Annotated in this window: 18 protein-coding genes and 1 pseudogene; 7 read left to right on the top strand and 12 right to left on the bottom strand. The window is 53.8% G+C overall.

Translation table 11 applies throughout. The features are described from left to right. Positions 1-66: 66 nt before the first annotated feature. The 5 genes from QFZ34_RS11105 (at position 67) to QFZ34_RS11085 (ending at position 4,357) form a co-directional block, all read left to right on the top strand. Positions 67-330: a hypothetical protein gene (locus QFZ34_RS11105; RefSeq protein WP_307280787.1), complete on the top strand. Its 264-nt coding sequence runs from the start codon at positions 67-69 to the stop codon at positions 328-330. Continuing rightward, entirely contained in the window at positions 327-1,100 is a 774-nt protein-coding gene (gene cobF / locus QFZ34_RS11100) for a precorrin-6A synthase (deacetylating) (protein WP_307280784.1), read from the top strand. Before QFZ34_RS11105 ends, cobF begins: the two co-directional genes overlap by 4 nt. A gap of 139 nt (positions 1,101-1,239) precedes the next feature. Continuing rightward, positions 1,240-2,211: a GAF domain-containing protein gene (locus QFZ34_RS11095; RefSeq protein WP_307280781.1), complete on the top strand. Its 972-nt coding sequence runs from the start codon at positions 1,240-1,242 to the stop codon at positions 2,209-2,211. A 170-nt stretch (positions 2,212-2,381) separates the two neighbouring features. Further along, positions 2,382-3,899: an aldehyde dehydrogenase gene (adh, locus tag QFZ34_RS11090; RefSeq protein WP_307280778.1), complete on the top strand. Its 1,518-nt coding sequence runs from the start codon at positions 2,382-2,384 to the stop codon at positions 3,897-3,899. Between the two features lie 107 nt (positions 3,900-4,006). Beyond that, positions 4,007-4,357: a DUF779 domain-containing protein gene (locus QFZ34_RS11085; protein WP_115054172.1), complete on the top strand. Its 351-nt coding sequence runs from the start codon at positions 4,007-4,009 to the stop codon at positions 4,355-4,357. Here QFZ34_RS11085 and QFZ34_RS11080 read toward each other — a convergent pair. Beyond that, a complete protein-coding gene (locus QFZ34_RS11080) occupies positions 4,350-4,760 on the bottom strand; it encodes a DoxX family protein (protein ID WP_307280773.1) in 411 nt (136 codons plus the stop codon). The genes QFZ34_RS11085 and QFZ34_RS11080 overlap by 8 nt on opposite strands. A 133-nt stretch (positions 4,761-4,893) precedes the next feature. Between QFZ34_RS11080 and QFZ34_RS11075 the strand changes: the two genes are divergently transcribed. Then, positions 4,894-5,448, top strand: coding sequence for a DNA-3-methyladenine glycosylase (locus QFZ34_RS11075; RefSeq protein ID WP_307280770.1), 555 nt, complete (start codon positions 4,894-4,896; stop codon positions 5,446-5,448). A 35-nt stretch (positions 5,449-5,483) separates the two neighbouring features. Here the strand turns inward: QFZ34_RS11075 and QFZ34_RS11070 are convergent, their stop codons facing one another. From QFZ34_RS11070 to QFZ34_RS11045, 6 genes are all read right to left on the bottom strand, one after another. Further along, positions 5,484-6,926, bottom strand: a complete 1,443-nt coding sequence (locus QFZ34_RS11070; protein WP_115054175.1) for a TRAP transporter large permease — start codon at positions 6,924-6,926, stop codon at positions 5,484-5,486. Continuing rightward, entirely contained in the window at positions 6,923-7,531 is a 609-nt protein-coding gene (locus QFZ34_RS11065) for a TRAP transporter small permease subunit (protein ID WP_115054176.1), read from the bottom strand. The genes QFZ34_RS11070 and QFZ34_RS11065 overlap by 4 nt, the downstream gene beginning before the upstream one ends. Before the next feature lie 150 nt (positions 7,532-7,681). Then, complete coding sequence (locus QFZ34_RS11060) at positions 7,682-8,734, bottom strand: response regulator (protein WP_307280762.1); 1,053 nt, start codon at positions 8,732-8,734, stop codon at positions 7,682-7,684. Next, complete coding sequence (locus QFZ34_RS11055) at positions 8,731-9,168, bottom strand: response regulator (protein ID WP_115054177.1); 438 nt, start codon at positions 9,166-9,168, stop codon at positions 8,731-8,733. Before QFZ34_RS11055 ends, QFZ34_RS11060 begins: the two co-directional genes overlap by 4 nt. 4 nt (positions 9,169-9,172) lie before the next feature. Then, a complete protein-coding gene (locus tag QFZ34_RS11050; protein WP_307280759.1) occupies positions 9,173-10,660 on the bottom strand; it encodes a sensor histidine kinase in 1,488 nt (495 codons plus the stop codon). Between the two features lie 102 nt (positions 10,661-10,762). Beyond that, positions 10,763-11,635, bottom strand: coding sequence for a DMT family transporter (locus QFZ34_RS11045; protein WP_307280757.1), 873 nt, complete (start codon positions 11,633-11,635; stop codon positions 10,763-10,765). A 229-nt stretch (positions 11,636-11,864) separates the two neighbouring features. Between QFZ34_RS11045 and QFZ34_RS11040 the strand changes: the two genes are divergently transcribed. Continuing rightward, the gene (locus tag QFZ34_RS11040; RefSeq protein WP_307280754.1) at positions 11,865-13,019 is read left to right on the top strand and encodes a fumarylacetoacetate hydrolase family protein; all 1,155 of its coding nucleotides are present in this window, start codon (positions 11,865-11,867) and stop codon (positions 13,017-13,019) included. 8 nt (positions 13,020-13,027) lie between these two features. On the opposite strand, the gene QFZ34_RS11035 is transcribed toward QFZ34_RS11040, so the two are convergent. The 5 genes and pseudogenes from QFZ34_RS11035 to QFZ34_RS11015 form a co-directional block, all read right to left on the bottom strand. Further along, positions 13,028-13,969 (bottom strand): phosphatidate cytidylyltransferase, encoded by a 942-nt coding sequence (locus QFZ34_RS11035; protein WP_307280750.1) that lies wholly within the window; start codon positions 13,967-13,969, stop codon positions 13,028-13,030. Further along, the gene (locus QFZ34_RS11030; RefSeq protein ID WP_307280747.1) at positions 13,962-14,618 is read right to left on the bottom strand and encodes a lysophospholipid acyltransferase family protein; all 657 of its coding nucleotides are present in this window, start codon (positions 14,616-14,618) and stop codon (positions 13,962-13,964) included. Before QFZ34_RS11030 ends, QFZ34_RS11035 begins: the two co-directional genes overlap by 8 nt. Continuing rightward, positions 14,615-15,025: a hypothetical protein gene (locus QFZ34_RS11025; protein ID WP_307280743.1), complete on the bottom strand. Its 411-nt coding sequence runs from the start codon at positions 15,023-15,025 to the stop codon at positions 14,615-14,617. The genes QFZ34_RS11030 and QFZ34_RS11025 overlap by 4 nt, the downstream gene beginning before the upstream one ends. After that, positions 15,018-16,354: pseudogene (locus QFZ34_RS11020) on the bottom strand (phosphatase PAP2/dual specificity phosphatase family protein). The gene QFZ34_RS11025 and the pseudogene QFZ34_RS11020 overlap by 8 nt, the downstream one beginning before the upstream one ends. Then, the gene (locus QFZ34_RS11015) at positions 16,351-18,126 is read right to left on the bottom strand and encodes a bifunctional alpha/beta hydrolase/class I SAM-dependent methyltransferase (RefSeq protein WP_307280740.1); all 1,776 of its coding nucleotides are present in this window, start codon (positions 18,124-18,126) and stop codon (positions 16,351-16,353) included. Before QFZ34_RS11015 ends, QFZ34_RS11020 begins: the two are co-directional and overlap by 4 nt. Positions 18,127-18,131: the final 5 nt, after the last annotated feature.

The following is an 18,131-nucleotide window of genomic DNA, read 5'->3' as shown; positions in this document are numbered from 1 at the left end:
TTTGCCGCAGGCTGACTATCTGCAATCTTCGCGCTTGACCCTTGTCCCCAACAATCGGGGTTAAGCATGATACTCGGCGCCAATACAAATCAATATAACAACCCACAATCGGTCAACGCGGCAACTGTGCCGGAAGACGTGTTTTTTGCCTGGCTGCTTTCCCGGCCTCGCGGCACCAATATCGTTGCAGCTGCAAGTCAGGAGATTATAAAGCTTGAGGCCTATGCCGGAAAACATGCGGGGGCAAAACGCCTCCACGAACTGTTCTGTGCTTTGATCGAAGGGAGTCAAAGGCTGGAACTATCGTCGGCCTCGCGTGTGCCCCAGTGAAACGCAAAGTGCTCATCATCGGAATTGGCGCGGGCAACCCAGACTACGTGACCATACAGGCAGTCAATGCGCTCAATCAGGTCGATGTGTTTTTCATTCCCGATAAGGGAGCTGAGAAAGAGCAGCTATCCCGCATCCGTCGGGAAATTTGCGAGCGGTTCATCACCGCCCCCCACTACCGCATGGTGGATTTTGAAACGCCGCTGCGCGAGAAACCGTCCTCTACCTATCGAACAAGTGTCACGGACTGGCACGACAAAATGGAAGCGACCTATGCGCACCTGCTGATGGAGGAGCTTGGCGATGATGAGTGTGGTGCTTTCCTCGTATGGGGTGATCCATCGCTTTATGACAGCACGATCCGCATTCTCGACAGACTTAACGCAAAGGGCAATTTCGAACTGGACTATGATGTCATTCCCGGCATTAGCAGCATTCAGGCGCTCACGGCAAAGCATAAGGTTGTGCTCAATCGAATCGGCGAGTCCATTACGATAACCACAGGGCGCAAGCTTGCCGAAGGTTTTCCGAACAATTCGGAAAGCGTGATTGTGATGCTCGATGGCGAGGGCGCGTTCAAGGCAATTGATGAAGATGTCGATATTTATTGGGGTGCTTACATAGGAACGGAAGACGAGATTCTCATGTCCGGCAAGCTGCGCGATGTCGTTGACGATATTGAGCGGTTGCGAAATGTTGCGCGCGCGCAAAAGGGCTGGATCATGGATACATATTTGCTGAAAAGGTCATATGACGAGATTGGAGAATAGCTGCGATTATAACCGGGGGCGTTTTGGACCTACGCCCTTAAATCGCGGCGGTAGAGCAGCCCCGGTTGCCGCCATCAATAGGTGACTTGACGTAGGCGAGAACAGGCGTCACCCTGTACATGGACTTCGGAGGAGGACCATGGGAACGCAGGATGACGGCTTACATGCCGAGCATATCCAATCTGCCGTGACAGGTGACGCTGCTGCGCAGTCAGCGGTTGTTGCATCGTGGGGGCGTTCAATGCGTCTCTACGGCTTGAAGCCTGATGAGGGCACGCCGCCAAACATGCTGACCGATCAGGAATTGCGTGAAGCGCGTGAAGAGCTGGGATCTCTCATAGAAACCGCAGAAATCGCACTCGACCGGCTTTATTCGGCGGTGGGTGGTGCGGGATGTTGTGTCCTTTTAGCGGACAAGAATGGTGTTCCAGTCGATCGCCGGGGCTATGAGGGCGATGATGCCACCTTTTGCAAGGCGGGACTTTGGACGGGAGCAGTCTGGAGCGAAGAGTGCGAGGGCACCAATGGCATTGGCACAGCGCTGGCTGAACAACGTGCCCTGACGATCCACCGCGACCAGCATTTCCGCAGTCGCAACACAGCGCTTTCTTGTACTGTGGCACCGATTTTCGATCATCGCGGGCGGCTGATGGCAGCGATTGACGTATCGTCGGCACGTTCCGATCTGACCGAGGGCTTTGTCAAACTCATTGCCATGGCTGTGGTGGATGCCGCCCGGCGGGTGGAAGCGGAAAATTTCCGATTGGCCTTTCCCAAAGCGCGCATCGTCATGGCACAGGGTAGCGAACGCGGCCATGACCGGGCTTTGAACGCATTAATTGCAGTGGACGAAGACGATCTTGTGGTTGGCGCATCGCGTTCGGCGCGTGCACTTCTCGGGCTGACTGACGAAAGCCTGAACAGTCCGTTGCCGGCGGCGAATCTGCTCGGGCAGGATACCGATGCGGAACGAGGATTTGCAGCCGCCGAACGCAGCGTGATCCAGCGAGTTCTGCGAAAAGCAGATGGCAATGTTTCCATTGCCGCGAACATGATGGGCATGAGCAGAGCTACCCTGCATCGCAAGCTTAAACGGCTTGGCTTGAACTGAGACTTTCATGTGTCTCAATATTGCGACAAATCCTGCATTCGCTTTGCCTGCCAGGGATGACACTCAAGCTGTAAAGCGCGATCCTCTGAATATGCCGCGAGGAGGCGGTATGGAAATCGTGCAATGCGTCCGGTCCTTACCCTGACGCGTTGCTTCAGGGAGGAAGTTCAATGAACAAGGTAGAATTCAACCGAACCGTCAAACCCAACTTCAAGAAACGCTACGGCAACTTCATTGGCGGGAAATTCGTCGAGCCGAAGGCAGGCCGTTACTTCGAGAATACATCGCCGGTCAACGGGCAGGTGCTGTGCGAAATTGCCCGATCTGATGCCAGCGATGTGGAGGCCGCGTTGGACGCCGCTCATGCTGCAAAGGATGCCTGGGGCCGGACAAGTGCCGCTGAGCGCAGCGTCATGCTCAACAAGATTGCACAGGTAATGGAAGATAATCTTGCTATGTTGGCGCAGGCTGAAACCTGGGACAATGGCAAACCAATCCGCGAAACGACGGCAGCCGACATGCCGCTTGCAATCGATCACTTCCGCTATTTTGCCGGTGCCATCCGTGCGCAGGAAGGCGGAATTTCAGAGATTGACCACGATACTGTGGCCTATCACTTCCACGAACCGCTGGGTGTTGTCGGACAGATCATTCCGTGGAATTTCCCAATATTGATGGCTGTGTGGAAACTCGCCCCGGCATTGGCGGCGGGCAATTGCGTGGTGCTTAAACCTGCCGAGCAGACCCCGGCATCCATTCTGGTACTTGCGGAACTGATTGCCGATATCCTGCCGCCGGGTGTTCTCAACGTCGTCAATGGTTTTGGTCTGGAAGCAGGAAAACCGCTCGCGTCGAGCCCGCGCATTGCCAAGATCGCGTTTACCGGCGAGACCACGACGGGTCGTCTGATCATGCAATATGCCAGCCAGAACCTTATTCCCGTTACGCTGGAGCTGGGCGGCAAGTCACCAAATATATTCTTCAAGGATGTGGTGGCTGAGGATGATGACTTCTTTGACAAGGCCATCGAGGGTTTTGTCATGTTTGCGCTTAACCAGGGCGAGGTCTGTACCTGCCCGAGCCGCGCGCTCATTCACGAGTCAATCTATGATCGTTTCATGGAGCGTGCCCTTAAGCGCGTGGAAGCCATCGTACAGGGCGATCCGCTTGATCCAGCGACCATGATTGGTGCGCAGGCATCCAGTGAACAGCTGGAAAAAATCCTGTCATATATGGACATTGGCAAACAGGAAGGCGCTGAGGTTCTTATCGGCGGCGAACGCAATGTTCTGTCCGGCGATCTTGCCGGGGGTTATTACGTGCATCCGACCGTGTTCAAGGGTCATAACCGGATGCGGATTTTCCAGGAAGAAATCTTTGGCCCTGTCGTTTCAGTGACGACGTTCAAAGATGATGACGAAGCCCTGTCTATCGCCAATGATACGCTTTACGGCCTCGGCGCAGGCATTTGGAGCCGTGATGCTAACAGGTGCTACCGATTTGGCCGCGCCATTCAGGCCGGTCGCGTCTGGACCAATTGTTATCACGCCTATCCGGCTCATGCCGCGTTTGGCGGATATAAGCAATCGGGCATCGGCCGTGAAAACCACCTGAAGATGCTTGATCACTATCAGCAAACCAAGAATATGCTGGTAAGCTATAGTCCAAAGAAACTCGGCTTCTTCTAAAAAACCGATGTGAATACAGCCTGACGGGCGTACCATGCCTTGTCAGGCTGAATTCTCAAATGGTTTTACTACCGGATTGGTAAGCCGAGGAGAGGTTGGAGGTGTGCATGGACCATATGGTTGAAAACAAGGTGAGCGCGACACCAGCGGCGCTTGAGTTGATCGCAACTTTGCAATCCGAATATGGCCCAATCCTGTTTCACCAGTCTGGGGGCTGTTGCGATGGCTCGTCTCCCATGTGCTATGCGCAGGGTGACTTTATCATCGGCGATAATGATGTGAAGCTTGGTGAGATTGGCGGTGCGCCGGTTTATATCAGCGCGTCGCAATATGATGTCTGGAAGCATACCGAGCTTATTATCGATGTGGTTCCCGGCCGCGGCGGAATGTTCTCGCTGGATAATGGCCGGGAAGTCCGATTTCTGACGCGATCGAAAGTTTGCGCCACTCCTAATTGAATGGGATAAGAGCCCGAAGGCGACGGTCACGCAGATAAAGACCTCCCCACATGATCAGGCCAAGATAAACGCCGAAGAACAGATGCGTAAACAGCGGATTGCCAATGCGCAATTGTGTGAGGATTGCGCCGCCGAGATAGCCTGTGAGCAGGATCGCACCCAGTATGGAAGTGCGCGGCCAGGCATAGAGAGCGGTACAGACCAAGCCCAAGATACCAAGGCCGCGCGCGAATGCCACCGTGGTTGGAAGCCCGATTTCAGCGCTTGTCTGGATAACAATATCCAGTGGCACGAGCTTGATGCCGCCATCAAAGATCATGAACAGTATAAAAATGCCGCTGAGGATACGGCCAACCCACAGGCTCTTGCCGGAAATGTTGCCGGCATATGCGATATTTTCCATCTTCGTTCGTCCTTTTGAGTGTGATGTAGTGCCTCAAGGACGAACCATGGGTAATATCTCCTACAAGTGCTCTTAAATTTTTTTCAAAGCGTTGAAGGATGAAAACTGTGGCGGCTAATTTAAAGGAGGTGCGATGATTACGCCGGAGTTCTTTCAACGTGACGCGGTTACAGTTTCAAGAGATCTTATTGGCGCGAAGCTCTTTCTTCATGGTGTCGGCGGACGGATTGTCGAGACTGAAGCCTATACGCAAGACGACCCGGCATCGCATAGTTTCAGAGGCCCTGGCCCTTCCAACAAGGCAATGTTCGGGCCAGCGGGAAACGCCTATGTCTACCGATCATACGGCATTCATTGGTGCCTGAATATTGTCTGCCTGCCCGGCTCCGCAGTTTTGATCAGAGCATTGGAGCCTTTGCTGGGTATGGAGACGATGAGTGAGAGACGGTCAACCGACAATCCACGACTATTGTGCTCGGGGCCGGGCAGGGTTGCGCAGGCTCTCGGTGTTACCAAGTCCCACGATGGTTTGCCTATTCTGGAAGCGCCCTTTTCTCTCGAACAGCGCGCGGATCCGATTGAACTAAGCATCGGACCGCGTATCGGCATCACAAAGGGCGCGGAAACGCCTTGGCGGTTTGGCGCGAAGAGCTCCCGCTTCCTCAGCAGAAAATTTGCGGAAGGTTAAATCGGCGAAATTTATACTTCGCCGGTTTATAGCAATCATTTGAACGAGGGTGGCTGGCCGAGGTCAAATGATGGTGCGTTGCCAAGATCATTCGCTGGCGCATTGGGCAGCTCGATCTTGAAGTTCTCCATATCCACGGCCACAGCAGGATCAAGGAAATAGGTCACCATGCCGGGGAAGGCAATGAGGAGGCCAACCAGAATCAATTGCAGCACCAGCCATGGGATTGCGCCCATATAAATATCGCTGGTCTTGATTGATTTGGGTGCAATACCTCGCAGGTAGAACAGTGCAAAGCCGAATGGCGGGTGCATGAAGCTGGTCTGCATGTTGGCGCAGATCATGACGCCGAACCAGATCAGATCGATGCCCAATGCGCTGGCGGCGGGGGCCAAAAGCGGAATAATGATGAAGGCGATTTCAAAGAAATCCAGGAAAAACGCGATGACGAAGATAAAGATATTGACGAAGATGAGGAAGCCGACAACACCGCCAGGCAAGGATGTCAGCATACCTTCGATCCAGTGACTGCCGCCCACACCCTGGAAAACCAGGCTGAAAACGCGCGCGCCGAGAAGGATGAAGACAACCATGGCGGTTAGCCGCATGGTCATGGTCATTGCTTCATAGACGAGTTTCCATGTGAGGCGGCTGTTCAGCCAAGCCATGAGCATGGCGCCAACAACGCCCATCGCGCCAGCTTCTGTCGGTGTAGCAAGGCCCATGAAAATGGTGCCGAGAACGATGAAGATAAGGGCGAGCGAGGGGATCATGCCGCGTGCACAACGAACAAATAGCGGCCAGCCGCGCAGGGTGCGAGCTTCCGGAGGAAGTGCGGGAACGTAATGTGGCTTGATAATGCTGAGGATGAATACCCAACCGGCAAACAACAGAACTTGAACGATGCTGGCCCCAGTGGCGCCGATATACATGTCACCCGGCGACTTGCCGAGCTGGTCAGCAAGAACGATCAGGACGAGCGACGGTGGAATGAGCTGTGTTATTGTTCCGGATGCCGCGATGACACCCGTGGCATGCCGGATATTATAGCCATATTTAGCCATGACAGGCAGCGATATGAGGCCCATGGCGATGACAGAGGCAGCCACCGTGCCGGTGATTGCGCCAAGGATGGCGCCGACAAGGATGACTGCATAGGAAAGGCCGCCGCGTACGCCGCCGAATAATTGTCCGAAACCATCGAGCAAATCTTCGGCAAGGCCGCATCGTTCGAGAATCACGCCCATGAAGGTAAAGAACGGGATAGCGAGGAGCAATTCGTTGGAGAGCACCGAAAACATCTGATAGGTCAGGTTTCCAAGGAAGTCCGGACCGATAGCCCCCATCTCGATGGCGATGAACCCGAAAAACAGGCCAACAGCTGCAAGAGAGAAGGCGGCAGGATAGCCGATCACCATAAAGATGATCAGCCCGAAGAACATCAACGGGGCAAGATTATCAGCAAAAAATGTTATCATTGAACAGGCTTCTCGTAGGCGAATTCACGCACGTAATCGGATGTTAGGGCGAGATAGCATTTGATTATTTCCGAGATGCCCTGAAGGCCCACGAGCGCAAATCCTACGGGCAGGCTGAGCTTGACCGGCCAAAGTGGCAGGCCGCCAGAATTTGACGATGCTTCATTGGTGACCCATGAAAGAACAAACCACGGCCAGGTGAAGTAGATCATCAAGGCGCAGATCGGCAGCAAAAAGAAGATCCCACCGAGAAGATCGATCCATGTTCTGGTTCTTTCGCTGACCGAACCATAAACGAGGTCGACGCGGACATGTTCATTCAGCTTGAAGGTCCAAGCGCCGCCTAACATGACCATTCCGGCAAAAAGGTACCATTGCGCCTCGGAAAGCGAATTGGAATTGCGTCCATAAACGCCCAGAATTCCGCGGAAAAGCCCGGCACCGCCCACATTCTGTTCCAGCCAGATCAGGCCTCCGATGCTGTAGCGCAAGAAGGCATTAAACGCACAAACCAATGAGGCAAAGAGAACGAAATAAATCGCAACAATACCTATCCGACGACTGAGTTCGTCGATCCAACCGGTGACAGTCAGCAACGGTGACATTCAGGCCCCTCCCATATCAGTTACGCAGATCCTCGAATTTGCTGGCTATTGCCGCCCACAGTTCCTTTGCGGATATCAGTGGGGCTTTTGCGGAGTACAGAGTTAACCCATGGATTTGCACGATGCAATGACGGAATCCGAGCGTTTCGATCAGCCAGCAGCGTTGACGGCCATTTCGGCCCGCGTTCCCTTATCGCGTGCAGTGTAATCTATTTTAGTACCGAGACTGGCAGCCATGGCCTTGACGATGCGGGTGCCAAGTCCAGTGCCCTTTGGCTGGTCGCCTTGTTTCAAGCCAACGCCATCATCTTCGACAGCTAGCACTGCCTTGTCGTCTCCGGAGCGAAGAAACGATATTCTGATCTCACCGTCATTGGTTCCGGGATACGCGTATTTATAGGCATTTGTGACCAGTTCCGTTACCACCATGCCGACAGATACAGCCTGATCCGACGAAAGCCGGATGTCTTGCACATCGAGCGAAATCACAAGTTTACGATCAGCGTGTTCCAACGAACTGCGAAGTTCCGAGGTGAGGCTGGCGAGGTATTTGTCCATCTCGACCTGACGCACGTCATCGGAACTGTAGAGACTGCGATGCATCCCGCCAATGGCCGTGATGCGTGCTTGCGCCTCGGTCAGCGCGTGCTTGACTTCCTCATTGTCGATGCTTGAAATTTGCAATCGTATCAGGGCCGCAACGAGAGCAAGACTGTTGCCAACACGGTGATTGACTTCGGCAAGCAGTACCTCGGCACGTTCCTTGCCGCGTAGAATTTCCATATCGGCCCGCTCACGGTCACGGCGTAATTCCGCAGTTGCAATAGCCTGCGCTACGGCGCTTTCAAGCAAGGGCATAAACTCTTCGCCGACTGTCTTTATGACATAATCGGCAGCACCCGCCTTCAGGGCATCAACGGCGATCTTCGCTTCACTCGACCCTGTCACGTAAACAACAGGAACAGTTATCCCGTTCTCGCGCAGTATTTTCAGAAATTCGGTGCCAGTCGTGGTTTGCAAATAATGATCAAGGACAATGACGTCGATGTCGCCCTGGCCGAGTATTTCCAGCCCGGTAGCAACATTATCGGCATGAACGATCTCGAAACCCGAACGACCCAGCGCTTTTTGCACCAGACGAACGAGCGCTGGATCATCATCAACATAGAGAATTTTGCCCGGCATGATTTTCGGATCGATCAAGGAATTTGCATGACGGAGAAGAATAGACCCAACTGCCGGATTGCATTGGCAAAACTGTCATATTCAACTGGTTTGGTTATATAGACATTCGCCCCGAGGTCGTAACAGCGTTGGATCTCGCCTTCATCATCGGTTGTCGTCAAAATAACCACGGGCAACCGCTTGGTATGCGGATTGCTCTTTATTTTCTCCAGAATATCAATGCCAGACATATCGGGCAGGTTGAGATCCAGCAGGATAAGAAGATAATTATTCTTGTTTCCTTCGCCGGTACGCTCCTTGCCCAAAATGAAATCGAGCGCGGAATTGCCGTCGGAAAAGGGAACAATCGGATTGTTGACGCCAGCACGCCGAACATTCTTTTCGATGAGGCGTGCGTGACCTTCATCATCTTCGATCATAACGATAGTGACTTCTTTGCCAGTACCTTGCACGCCGCTAAACTCCTACTACTTTAGTCAAATCCGAGGGAAGCCGTAGCACAAAGGTGCTGCCTTTTCCAAATGTTGATTTTACGAAGATATCGCCGCCAAGCTTTCGGATAAGAGAGCGTACATGGGCAAGTCCGATACCTTCTCCTGGCTTGTCTTGCTGGCCCGAACGCCGGAACAGTTCGAAGACACGTTCAAGGTCGTCTTCGGAAATGCCGCGTCCATTATCGGAAACGTCTACGCGTATGAATTTGTATCCGTCATTATAGGCGCGGACTGATAATTCCAGTGGTCGGTCCGGGCTGGCATATTTAACGGCATTGTCGAACAGGTTTCCAAAAATCTGCTCAAGAGACAGCCTGTCAGTTGTGATCTTTGGCATTTTACCAGAGATATCCACCTTGCCGTCCAGTTCAGCGATCTGGTGGTTTATGCTGGCTGCGCTCACTTCCAGCAGGGCCTTGAGATCGATTGGCTCCGGCTTCAATTCACGGCGGCCATCGCGGGAGATTTTAAGGATCGCGTTGATCAACCCATCCATTTTCTTCGTTGATGACCTGATAAAGGAAATGGCTTCCGGCAAATCTTCGCTGGCTGCGATCCGTGCAAGTTTTGCGTCTTCTTCAGTCAATGGCTCGCCGTCGTTCAGAATATAGCCCTGGATCGCCTTGAGAGAGGTTTCAAGTTCGCTGGTGAAGCCCATGATATTGACGAGCGGCGCGCGCAGGTCATGGGTAACAATATAGGCAAATCGCTGGATTTCCTGATTGGCCCGAATGAGGTCTTCGGTGCGCTCATTGACGCGTTCCTCAAGGCTGGTATTGAGAAGTTCAACCTCGCGGCGTGCCGTCGACAGGTCGCGGACATGCTGGAAAATAATAAAGATCGCGCCGCCAAGTACAGCCACAATGGCTACTGCGCCCACTATTGTCGCCCGTTGCAATGCCGCGATCGCACTGGACTGCTCGTCCATTCCGCGCTGGAGGTCAAGCTCAGACTCGACCATGAGCGCACTTAACAATTCCCGGATGCCGTCCATTGACCTCTGCCCGGAGCCCGCACGAACGATGCCAATGGCTTCGGCTGTCTTGCCGCTACCGGCAAGCTCCAATGTCCGGTTCATTTCTTCTGTCTTCAGCGTGATGAGCCTGTTCAACTCCGGCAGGCGGGCGGCAAATTTCGGGCTGTTTTTAACGCTTCGCCCCAGTGCCTCCTGCCGTGCGGTAAGGGTTGCCAATGCGGTTTTATAGGGGTTTAGAAAACTGTCCTCTTGAGAGAGAAGATAGCCCCGCTGACCTGTTTCGGCATCCTGCATGGTTGAGAGAAGATCGGCTGAGTTGCTGCGAATGCTGCGCGCAGCGACAACATTATCGAAGCGCTGGCGGCTTTCGGTAACCAGCCAGATGGTCGAGGCAACGATACCGAGCAGGATAAGAACCCCCACGGTGAGCATGATCAAGGTAGAGCGGGCGAAGGAAATGTTGGTCGCGGCCATTATTGTCTGCCAGTACGCTGAGGCGCCGGTTGGCACCAAGTAGGATGTGCTTCAGGAATGACCGGAGAGCGGCCAATCGTCAACCACTGAGAGCAGGGATGTTCAACTTAGAATGGGTGCTGGCTTGCTTTTCGACGCGCTGAAAATGATGTGAAGCATGACAGCGCCAAAGACAATGCTGCCGCCAATCAAGGTGCTGCTGCCCGGTATTTCTCCGAATGCGATCCATATCCAGAGCGGAGCGAGTGGCGCGTCCAGCGACCCGATAAGGGCTGTTTCAATGGGTGGAAGATGCTTGGCGCCGAGCGCGAAGAGAGCAACGCCAACCGCGGACACCATCAGTCCAAAGAGGGCGATCAGCAGCAGATTCTGATTGGATACTGCAAGAGCATCGCCAAACGGCCAGCATATGACCGAACTGAACAGGGCAGATAGACAAGTTGCAGGCATGACGGCGATATCTGGATGACGGCGGACAATAATCATGAGGACTGCCATTCCCAACGTCATGCCAAAAGCAAGAAGATCGCCGAAGAGTGTACCTTCAGTGCCCAACCCGACCATGATGACCACACCAGCGAGCGCGGCCAAGCTGGCCACTATCGCGCGGATTTCCGGCTGCTCGCCCATAACGAGCCAAGCTAGCGTCGCCGCACAGAAAGGAATTGTCGCGTAGATTACCGCCACATGGGCAACGGTGGTTTCCTTGAGTGCATTTATAAAGAAGACCATGCAGATGCCCGACACAATTACAAAGAGCCAGCCCGGCTTGCCGATACGGAAGATTTCTTTCCAATGCTTGCCGCGCTCGGTGATCAAGATCACCACGGCAAGGCCGATAGCACCAAATATGCCTCGCCACGACAGGATGGTCCAACTGTCCAGGGGTATGATTTGGGTGAACAATCCGGCAAGGCTCCAGGCGATTGCGGAAGCCGTTACAAATATCAGCCCCAGCCGGTATGGAGATATCATTCTGGTTGTTCCATCTGTCGTATATCCAAAACAATTAGAGCCGGGTTCGACTGGACATGCAATGAAGCAGCAGCAGCAAACTCACGCCTGCTGACATATCGGTGTCAGCAGATCTGCGTCTGGCAAAGTTTACGCTGCGGCCTTGATTGGCGCAGTCTTGTGCCGCATAAATGATACCAGCCTATCCCCGCCCATGAACTCTTATTGCAAGTCTGAAGGAAGTCGAGCCATGTCCAGTGCAACTGTTCCTGACAAGGGTATTCTACTCGGTAGAGCCAAATTGCCGGGTTGCAACTATCCGCGTGTCATCACTGTGCGTGGGGGGACAGTCTTCGATATAACGAGTAAATCAGCGCCAACGGTTCGCGATATAGCTGAACTGGAAAACCCCGCAGCTTATGTGGCGCAGGCTGAAGGCGTGGAAATCGGCGATATCAACACGATTGCCGAAAACAGCTGGTCGGAAACCGGCAATTCCAGCGCACCGTCTCTGGTATCGCCCATCGATTTGCAGGCCGTGAAGGCTTCAGGTGTTACCTTTGTGGCATCAATGCTTGAACGTGTCATTGAAGAGCAAGCCAAAGGCGACAAGGCAAAGGCGGATTCGCTGCGTTCCGATGTTCTCAATCTGATTGGTGCGGATCTATCACAGATCGTGCCAGGTTCCCCGGCAGCCATGAAGGTCAAGGAAGCCTTGATTGCCCGAGGCGCGTGGAGCCAATATCTCGAAGTGGGAATTGGACCCGATGCGGAAATCTTTACCAAGGGCCAGCCGATGTCGACAGTCGGCTACGGTTCTGATGTGGGTCTCCATCCAATTTCAAGCTGGAACAATCCGGAACCGGAAATTGTGCTGGTGGTTTCGAGTGCCGGGAGGATTGTTGGTGCGACGCTTGGCAATGATGTGAATTTGCGCGACGTTGAAGGTCGTTCGGCACTGCTTCTCGGCAAGGCCAAGGATAATAATGCATCAGGGGCAGTCGGGCCGCTCATTCGTCTTTTCGATGGAGATTTTACAATCGAAACGGTGAAGAACGCCGAGCTCAGCATGCGTGTCGAGGGCACGGATGGCTTTGTTCTGGATGGTGCGTCGAACATGGCCAAGATTTCGCGCACGCCGGAATCGCTGGTGGAAGCGACTATTGGCAGACACCATCAATATCCTGACGGTCTGGTGCTCTATCTCGGTACCATGTTCGCACCGGTCAAAGACCGCGATGGTCCGGGCAAGGGCTTCACCCATAAGATGAATGACGTGGTTTCAATTTCCACGCCGACGCTGGGTACATTGTCGAACCGTGTCAGGCTTTCGACTGAGTGTGCAGCCTGGACTTACGGAACAAGCCATTTGCTGCGTGATCTCGCCAAGGCGGATTTGCTCTAGGGTCTGACCTAGGGAACCCAGAAATAGCGAACGATGTGAAAAAAGACCGGGGCGGCGAAAATCAGGCTGTCCGCCCGGTCGAGCATACCGCCATGGCCTTCAATCATATGGCCCCAATCCTTGACGCCGCGATCCCGCTTGATAGCTGAAGCAACGAGGCCGCCGAAGAATCCCATGATACAGGCAAGACCGGCCATCAGACCGGCCTGAATCACGGTGAATGGTGTCAGCCACGCCAATGACGCTCCCAGCAACGAAGCGCTGATAATGCCGCCGATCAGACCTTCCCAAGTCTTGGAAGGGGAGATTTTGGGCGCAACCTTGTGCTTTCCAAACAGCTTGCCAAATACATATTGCAGCACGTCACTGCCTTGGACGGTGGCGATCAGGAAGGCGATGAGAAGCAGGCCTTTGCCTTCAAAGCCGGGGATCGGCAATGTCAGCAGAGCTGGTACATGACTGATGCAATAGACTGACAGCATGATGCCCCATTGCTGCTCGCTGACACGTTCAAGAAAGCGCTCCGTATCACCGGAAATCGCAGTCAGGGCTGGCATGGCGAGGAAGCAATAAACCGGCACGAAGATTGAGTAGAGGCCGTACCATTCAATCCACAGCAGGTAATATTGGATGGGAATGATGACCAGAAACATGCCGATGAGGATATGATGATCGCCGCGGCGCGTATGGGTAAGGGTCACATATTCGCGTAAAGCCGCGAATGAGACGAAAGCGAACAGGAGGATAACGCCCTGTTTGCCAAACAGGAAGGCGACGGAAATGCCGCCAATCATGATCCACCACGCCTTGATGCGCGAGTTGAGGTTGATCAGCGTGGAGGGCAGAACATCCGCTGTGCGCCGACTTTTCCAAGTCAGCATGGTCGCAATGGCGCTGGCAAGTGTGAGCACGCCGAGCAAGCCGATAAAGAGCCAGACCGTTTCAGCCATGATTAAGCACCTTCTGCCGTTCCGGCGAAAGATCGAGCAGGGATTGGCGTGCTCTCGCGAGGAAATCCTTGCGGTCCTCATTCGGCTCAAGCACCACTGGCGTGCCAAAGACCACGCGGCACAGTAGCGGGACTGGCAAAAATGCGCCTTTCGGCAAGACGCGTGACATGTTTTCGATCCAGCAGGGCACGAGTTCAACATCGGGGCGCGCTAGGGCAAGATTGTAAAGCCCCGAGCGAAAGCGCAGCAGCGGTTCCTCCGTCATGTTGCGCGTGCCTTCGGGAAAGACAATCAGCGAGCTGCCTTGCGTAAGTGCATCGAGCATGATGACCATCGGATCATCCGCACGCTCGACCCAATTGCGATCAACCAGCACCGTATTCAGCAAGTCCTTTGCCAGAATGTGCCGCAATTTATTGCGCTTCCAGTAGTCGGCCCCGGCAACAGCACGTGTGCGCTCGCGTTCACGTGGCGGTAGACTGGAAGAAAGCAGGATAAAGTCGCCGTGACTGCAATGGTTGGCGAAATAGATGCGCTGGCGATCTGATGGTGAGCATCCTTGCCAGATTGGACGAACACCCGTGATACCGCGTGCCAGCCCGGCCAGCAGCATTGCGCAGCTTCGTCTCATCATTGCTTTTAAATTCATATGTGCCCCCACAACCCATAGGTTGTAATGCCAGCGAATAGAACAAGAAAAACAACAAATGCAAGATGCAGCTTTAACAAGAGGCGGTTTGTGCCCGCCATTCGCGCATCCAGCATGCGTATCGCCTGCGGAAATCTTCGCAAATGCAGCTTTGCCAGCAATTTATCCACGGCACGGCAGCCTTCTTCTTCGCTTGGCTTTGAAGCTATGAGCCTGAAAAGAGCGGCTTCAAAAAGCATATAGGCGGTGAGAAACAAGACGATGAAGCCGCTGGCGGCAGTCGCGATATGACCCCATCGCCGGGCTTCGCCAAAAAGAAGGATCAGCATCAGGCAAATAGTGACGATGCCAAAACCCATGCCTTGGCGCTGGAGGCGAGAAGCAAAGGCTCCGGCTCGCTCATTCATGCGGATTTGGCGCTGAAAAAAGCATGTCTTCTGTTAGATGAATGCGCCTGCCTTTGGATGCGACTATCTGGATAGCATCGGCAGCAGTTTTGGCGCTGTCATACTGCATGAGCCACATGGCAATTGCGGCAGCGCTGCGCTGGAAGCCGAGAGCGCAGCAAACAAGAACGGGACCCTTGTTTCGGGCGAGCTCTATAGCGTCAGCTGCTCGCTGCAGTTCAGCGGATGGCGGTGAACGAGATCCAGAAGTGGGACTGATTGCCAGTCAACATTTATACCGGAAGGCTTTGCCAGCTCAGCAGTGAGATCAATGATTGTTGCAAATCGCGACTGCTCGTCTCTTCGCGGCAGCCGGCCCAGATGAATGTTCTTGCGAATGGCAACAGAGGCCGTAAGATTGCGTGTCCAGATGCGACTATTGATGATCGCGCCGAAGCGGTAGGGCGCCAGCAGCCATTTGCTGGCAAAAGAAAACGTGCCCTGAAAATTCTTTTGAAAGACAGCGGGCCCTGCACCCAAATAGCCAAGAGACACTATTGCGAGTGCAAGAGCTGGCCACAGGCAAAACAGAAATGCGGGCGATGATGCCGTTCCAAAAATGGCAGCTAGCAGAAACAACAGGCTTCCTGCCGCATAATAGGTGCCAATGCGTCGCGCTTTGGTATCATTGGTCAGGCGGAACGCCGCGAGAGGTGAAGGAGCCCGCGCCGGAAAGAGCCATAGCGCAAACAGGCCTAGAAGCAGTCCTGTCGGGATGTCGATGAAATGGTGCTGGTAGGTGGTGAGAACCGAAAGTCCAATCAATGCACACCAGATATGCCACATCCAGCGGGTGATGCCTGACAGTCGAATGCGCCAATGCGACCAGATAATTGTCAAAAGGGCGATGTGCAGCGATGGCGCTTGATTGAATGGTTTGTCGAAGCCTCCGAGCATATCGAAAAGAAACCCGGCAGCGCCGCTGGTGGCGGGCTTCTGGAAGATTGCGGTCAGTGGGAATGCGATGAAGCAGGCAACGGCGATGAGTTGCACTGTTAAATAGCGTTTTGCCAAACGATCAACTTCAAGTGGGGTGTCGTTGAAAAACAGCGAAAGACCATAAAACAGATTGATCGACCAATAGGGAAAGATCGTCCATGCAATAAAGGGAATGGCATGTTCCCAGGCAAAGGTGATGTTGGGAACATCTGCACGCTGCGATGCCAGCCAATTGGCAGTTCCGTAACTTGCGTAAAACAAGGGCGCAAGACAAACAAGCCAGATCAGTGCCCGTTTGGCGACAGTCTGGTCGAAGCGCCATGCTCCGATGGGTGTGGTTTGTTCCGTCATATGCGTTCGGCGACGCAAACAGTGAAGATGCCCCACTCATCGATGCGCTGGTCAATCTTCCTGAAACCAGCCGCCGCGACCAGTTGATCCATTTCCGCTTGAGTGCGGCGACGCATGACCCAGGCCTCGCCGCCACGATGCGAAGTGAGCGCTCGTGCAATCATTTCAAGTTGAGGATGCCATGGCTGGTTGGTGTAGATCAGAAGACTGCCAGCCTGCATGGATTTGGCAAGACCACCAAGCGAGCGTTCGATGAGGGCATTATCCGGAAAAAGCTCGTAGAGACCGGAGACAATCGCCAGATCCGGCGCGGGCTGGATCGCGGCAAGTTTTTCGCCATCAAAAGCGTCAGCCTGATGGAAACTTGCGATCTCTTCCAGCTTACGCTCTGCGATGGATTTCCGCCCGGCCTCCACATTAATCGGCGAATAATCCTGCAGCCGGACGCTTGTCGGTTTCAGCGTGGATTTAGCAATCGCATCAAGCACGTAGCGGCCATGACCAGCAGCAATATCGAGAATATTGGTGCTTCGGCCTGCTTGCTGCAACTTTGACAGAGCAGTGTCGATAAGCTCTTCCAGATGCACTTTGCGCTGGCGGATACCTCGCCAGCCGATGGCTTGCAGAAATTGCTTGTCGATTAATTTGCCGCCGGGACCCATGCCACGCGGTTCATTTTCGTAGACATAATCAAGTGTGGAACCGGAATCGAAACCGGTATCAACGCCTGTTTTCAAGCCCTTTGAAAAAAGTGCACTAAAGCGAATGGAGGCGCGATAGAGCGCCCAGTAAAGGCCTTTCAAGGAAAGCAGGTCATGCGGCGATGACAATCTGTCCTGTTCATCGCGGGTAAAACCTGTCTGATGGGCTTTTGTGACATCAAGCGCCTCTGGCTTTACATCAAAACATTCAAGTATGAACCGCCTTGCATGGGCAACGGCGATTGCGCGGTCTTTCTCGCCAAGAGTATCGTGGTAAAAGCCCTTAAGCACATGCCGTTCTTTTAAAGGATGGGCCAGATTCTCGTAGAACCGATGCTGGGGAGAATGTCTGACCACCCAGTCGCTGCCGGAAATAAGCATTTGCGTTGGCACAATGATGGCGCGCGCATCGTTCACAACGCGTTCGGCAGTTGTGTATAGGTCAAGCAATATATTGGAGGCAATAGCGCGAGTGATGAGCGGGTCATTGTCAAATGAGGCAATACGCGCTGGATCGTGGGTGAGAAATTTGGCTTTAACGTAAGAGTTTACGAAGAACTGCCCCTTTAGTTTCTGCCAGAGCCAGATGCCTTCACGCGCAAATGGCACATAGAGTTTCACGCTGAAAGCCGGGGATGCGAGCACCAGCGCGCGGATCGGCGGCGCATAGTCATGGACCCATGTTGCCGCCAGAACGGCACCCACTGATTGCGCAATGACCGCGATATCTTTGACTGCAAAGCCACCCGTTTCGCATATATGTTTTACAAAGCTGTCGAGATCGCGGACAGAGGCCGCAAAGGATGGAGAATAACCACGTTCGCCAGGTGAACGGCCATGACCACGGGCATCCCAGGCATAGAATGCGAAGTCACTCAGACCAAGCTCCTCAACCAGGTGGGAAACACGGCCACCATGTTCATGCCCCCTGTGCAGAAGGACAATCGCACCCTTCGGCTTTTTGGATTTCGCTGGCCACTTGCGATAGAAGAGCTCGGTTCCGTCGTGGGTGCGAAAGGTAGTTTCCTCGACGCCATCTGTTGCGGGATCAAGAGTTGAGTCAACGGACATGGGTT

It is taken from the genome of Phyllobacterium ifriqiyense (assembly GCF_030817885.1).
GTDB classification, from domain to species: Bacteria; Pseudomonadota; Alphaproteobacteria; order Rhizobiales; family Rhizobiaceae; genus Phyllobacterium; species Phyllobacterium ifriqiyense.
This window is presented reverse-complemented; position numbering and strand designations above follow the sequence as displayed.

Coding starts and splice junctions, on each gene's coding strand:
- QFZ34_RS11065 (WP_115054176.1), bottom strand. CDS start 7,531: ATGTCACCGTTGCTGACTGTCACCGGTTGGATCGACGAACTCAGTCGT.
- QFZ34_RS11075 (WP_307280770.1), top strand. CDS start 4,894: ATGATTACGCCGGAGTTCTTTCAACGTGACGCGGTTACAGTTTCAAGA.
- QFZ34_RS11040 (WP_307280754.1), top strand. CDS start 11,865: ATGTCCAGTGCAACTGTTCCTGACAAGGGTATTCTACTCGGTAGAGCC.
- QFZ34_RS11105 (WP_307280787.1), top strand. CDS start 67: ATGATACTCGGCGCCAATACAAATCAATATAACAACCCACAATCGGTC.
- QFZ34_RS11035 (WP_307280750.1), bottom strand. CDS start 13,969: ATGGCTGAAACGGTCTGGCTCTTTATCGGCTTGCTCGGCGTGCTCACA.
- QFZ34_RS11070 (WP_115054175.1), bottom strand. CDS start 6,926: ATGATAACATTTTTTGCTGATAATCTTGCCCCGTTGATGTTCTTCGGG.
- QFZ34_RS11085 (WP_115054172.1), top strand. CDS start 4,007: ATGGACCATATGGTTGAAAACAAGGTGAGCGCGACACCAGCGGCGCTT.
- QFZ34_RS11095 (WP_307280781.1), top strand. CDS start 1,240: ATGGGAACGCAGGATGACGGCTTACATGCCGAGCATATCCAATCTGCC.
- QFZ34_RS11025 (WP_307280743.1), bottom strand. CDS start 15,025: ATGAATGAGCGAGCCGGAGCCTTTGCTTCTCGCCTCCAGCGCCAAGGC.
- QFZ34_RS11080 (WP_307280773.1), bottom strand. CDS start 4,760: ATGGAAAATATCGCATATGCCGGCAACATTTCCGGCAAGAGCCTGTGG.
- QFZ34_RS11045 (WP_307280757.1), bottom strand. CDS start 11,635: ATGATATCTCCATACCGGCTGGGGCTGATATTTGTAACGGCTTCCGCA.
- QFZ34_RS11050 (WP_307280759.1), bottom strand. CDS start 10,660: ATGGCCGCGACCAACATTTCCTTCGCCCGCTCTACCTTGATCATGCTC.
- adh (WP_307280778.1), top strand. CDS start 2,382: ATGAACAAGGTAGAATTCAACCGAACCGTCAAACCCAACTTCAAGAAA.
- QFZ34_RS11030 (WP_307280747.1), bottom strand. CDS start 14,618: ATGAATTTAAAAGCAATGATGAGACGAAGCTGCGCAATGCTGCTGGCC.
- QFZ34_RS11015 (WP_307280740.1), bottom strand. CDS start 18,126: ATGTCCGTTGACTCAACTCTTGATCCCGCAACAGATGGCGTCGAGGAA.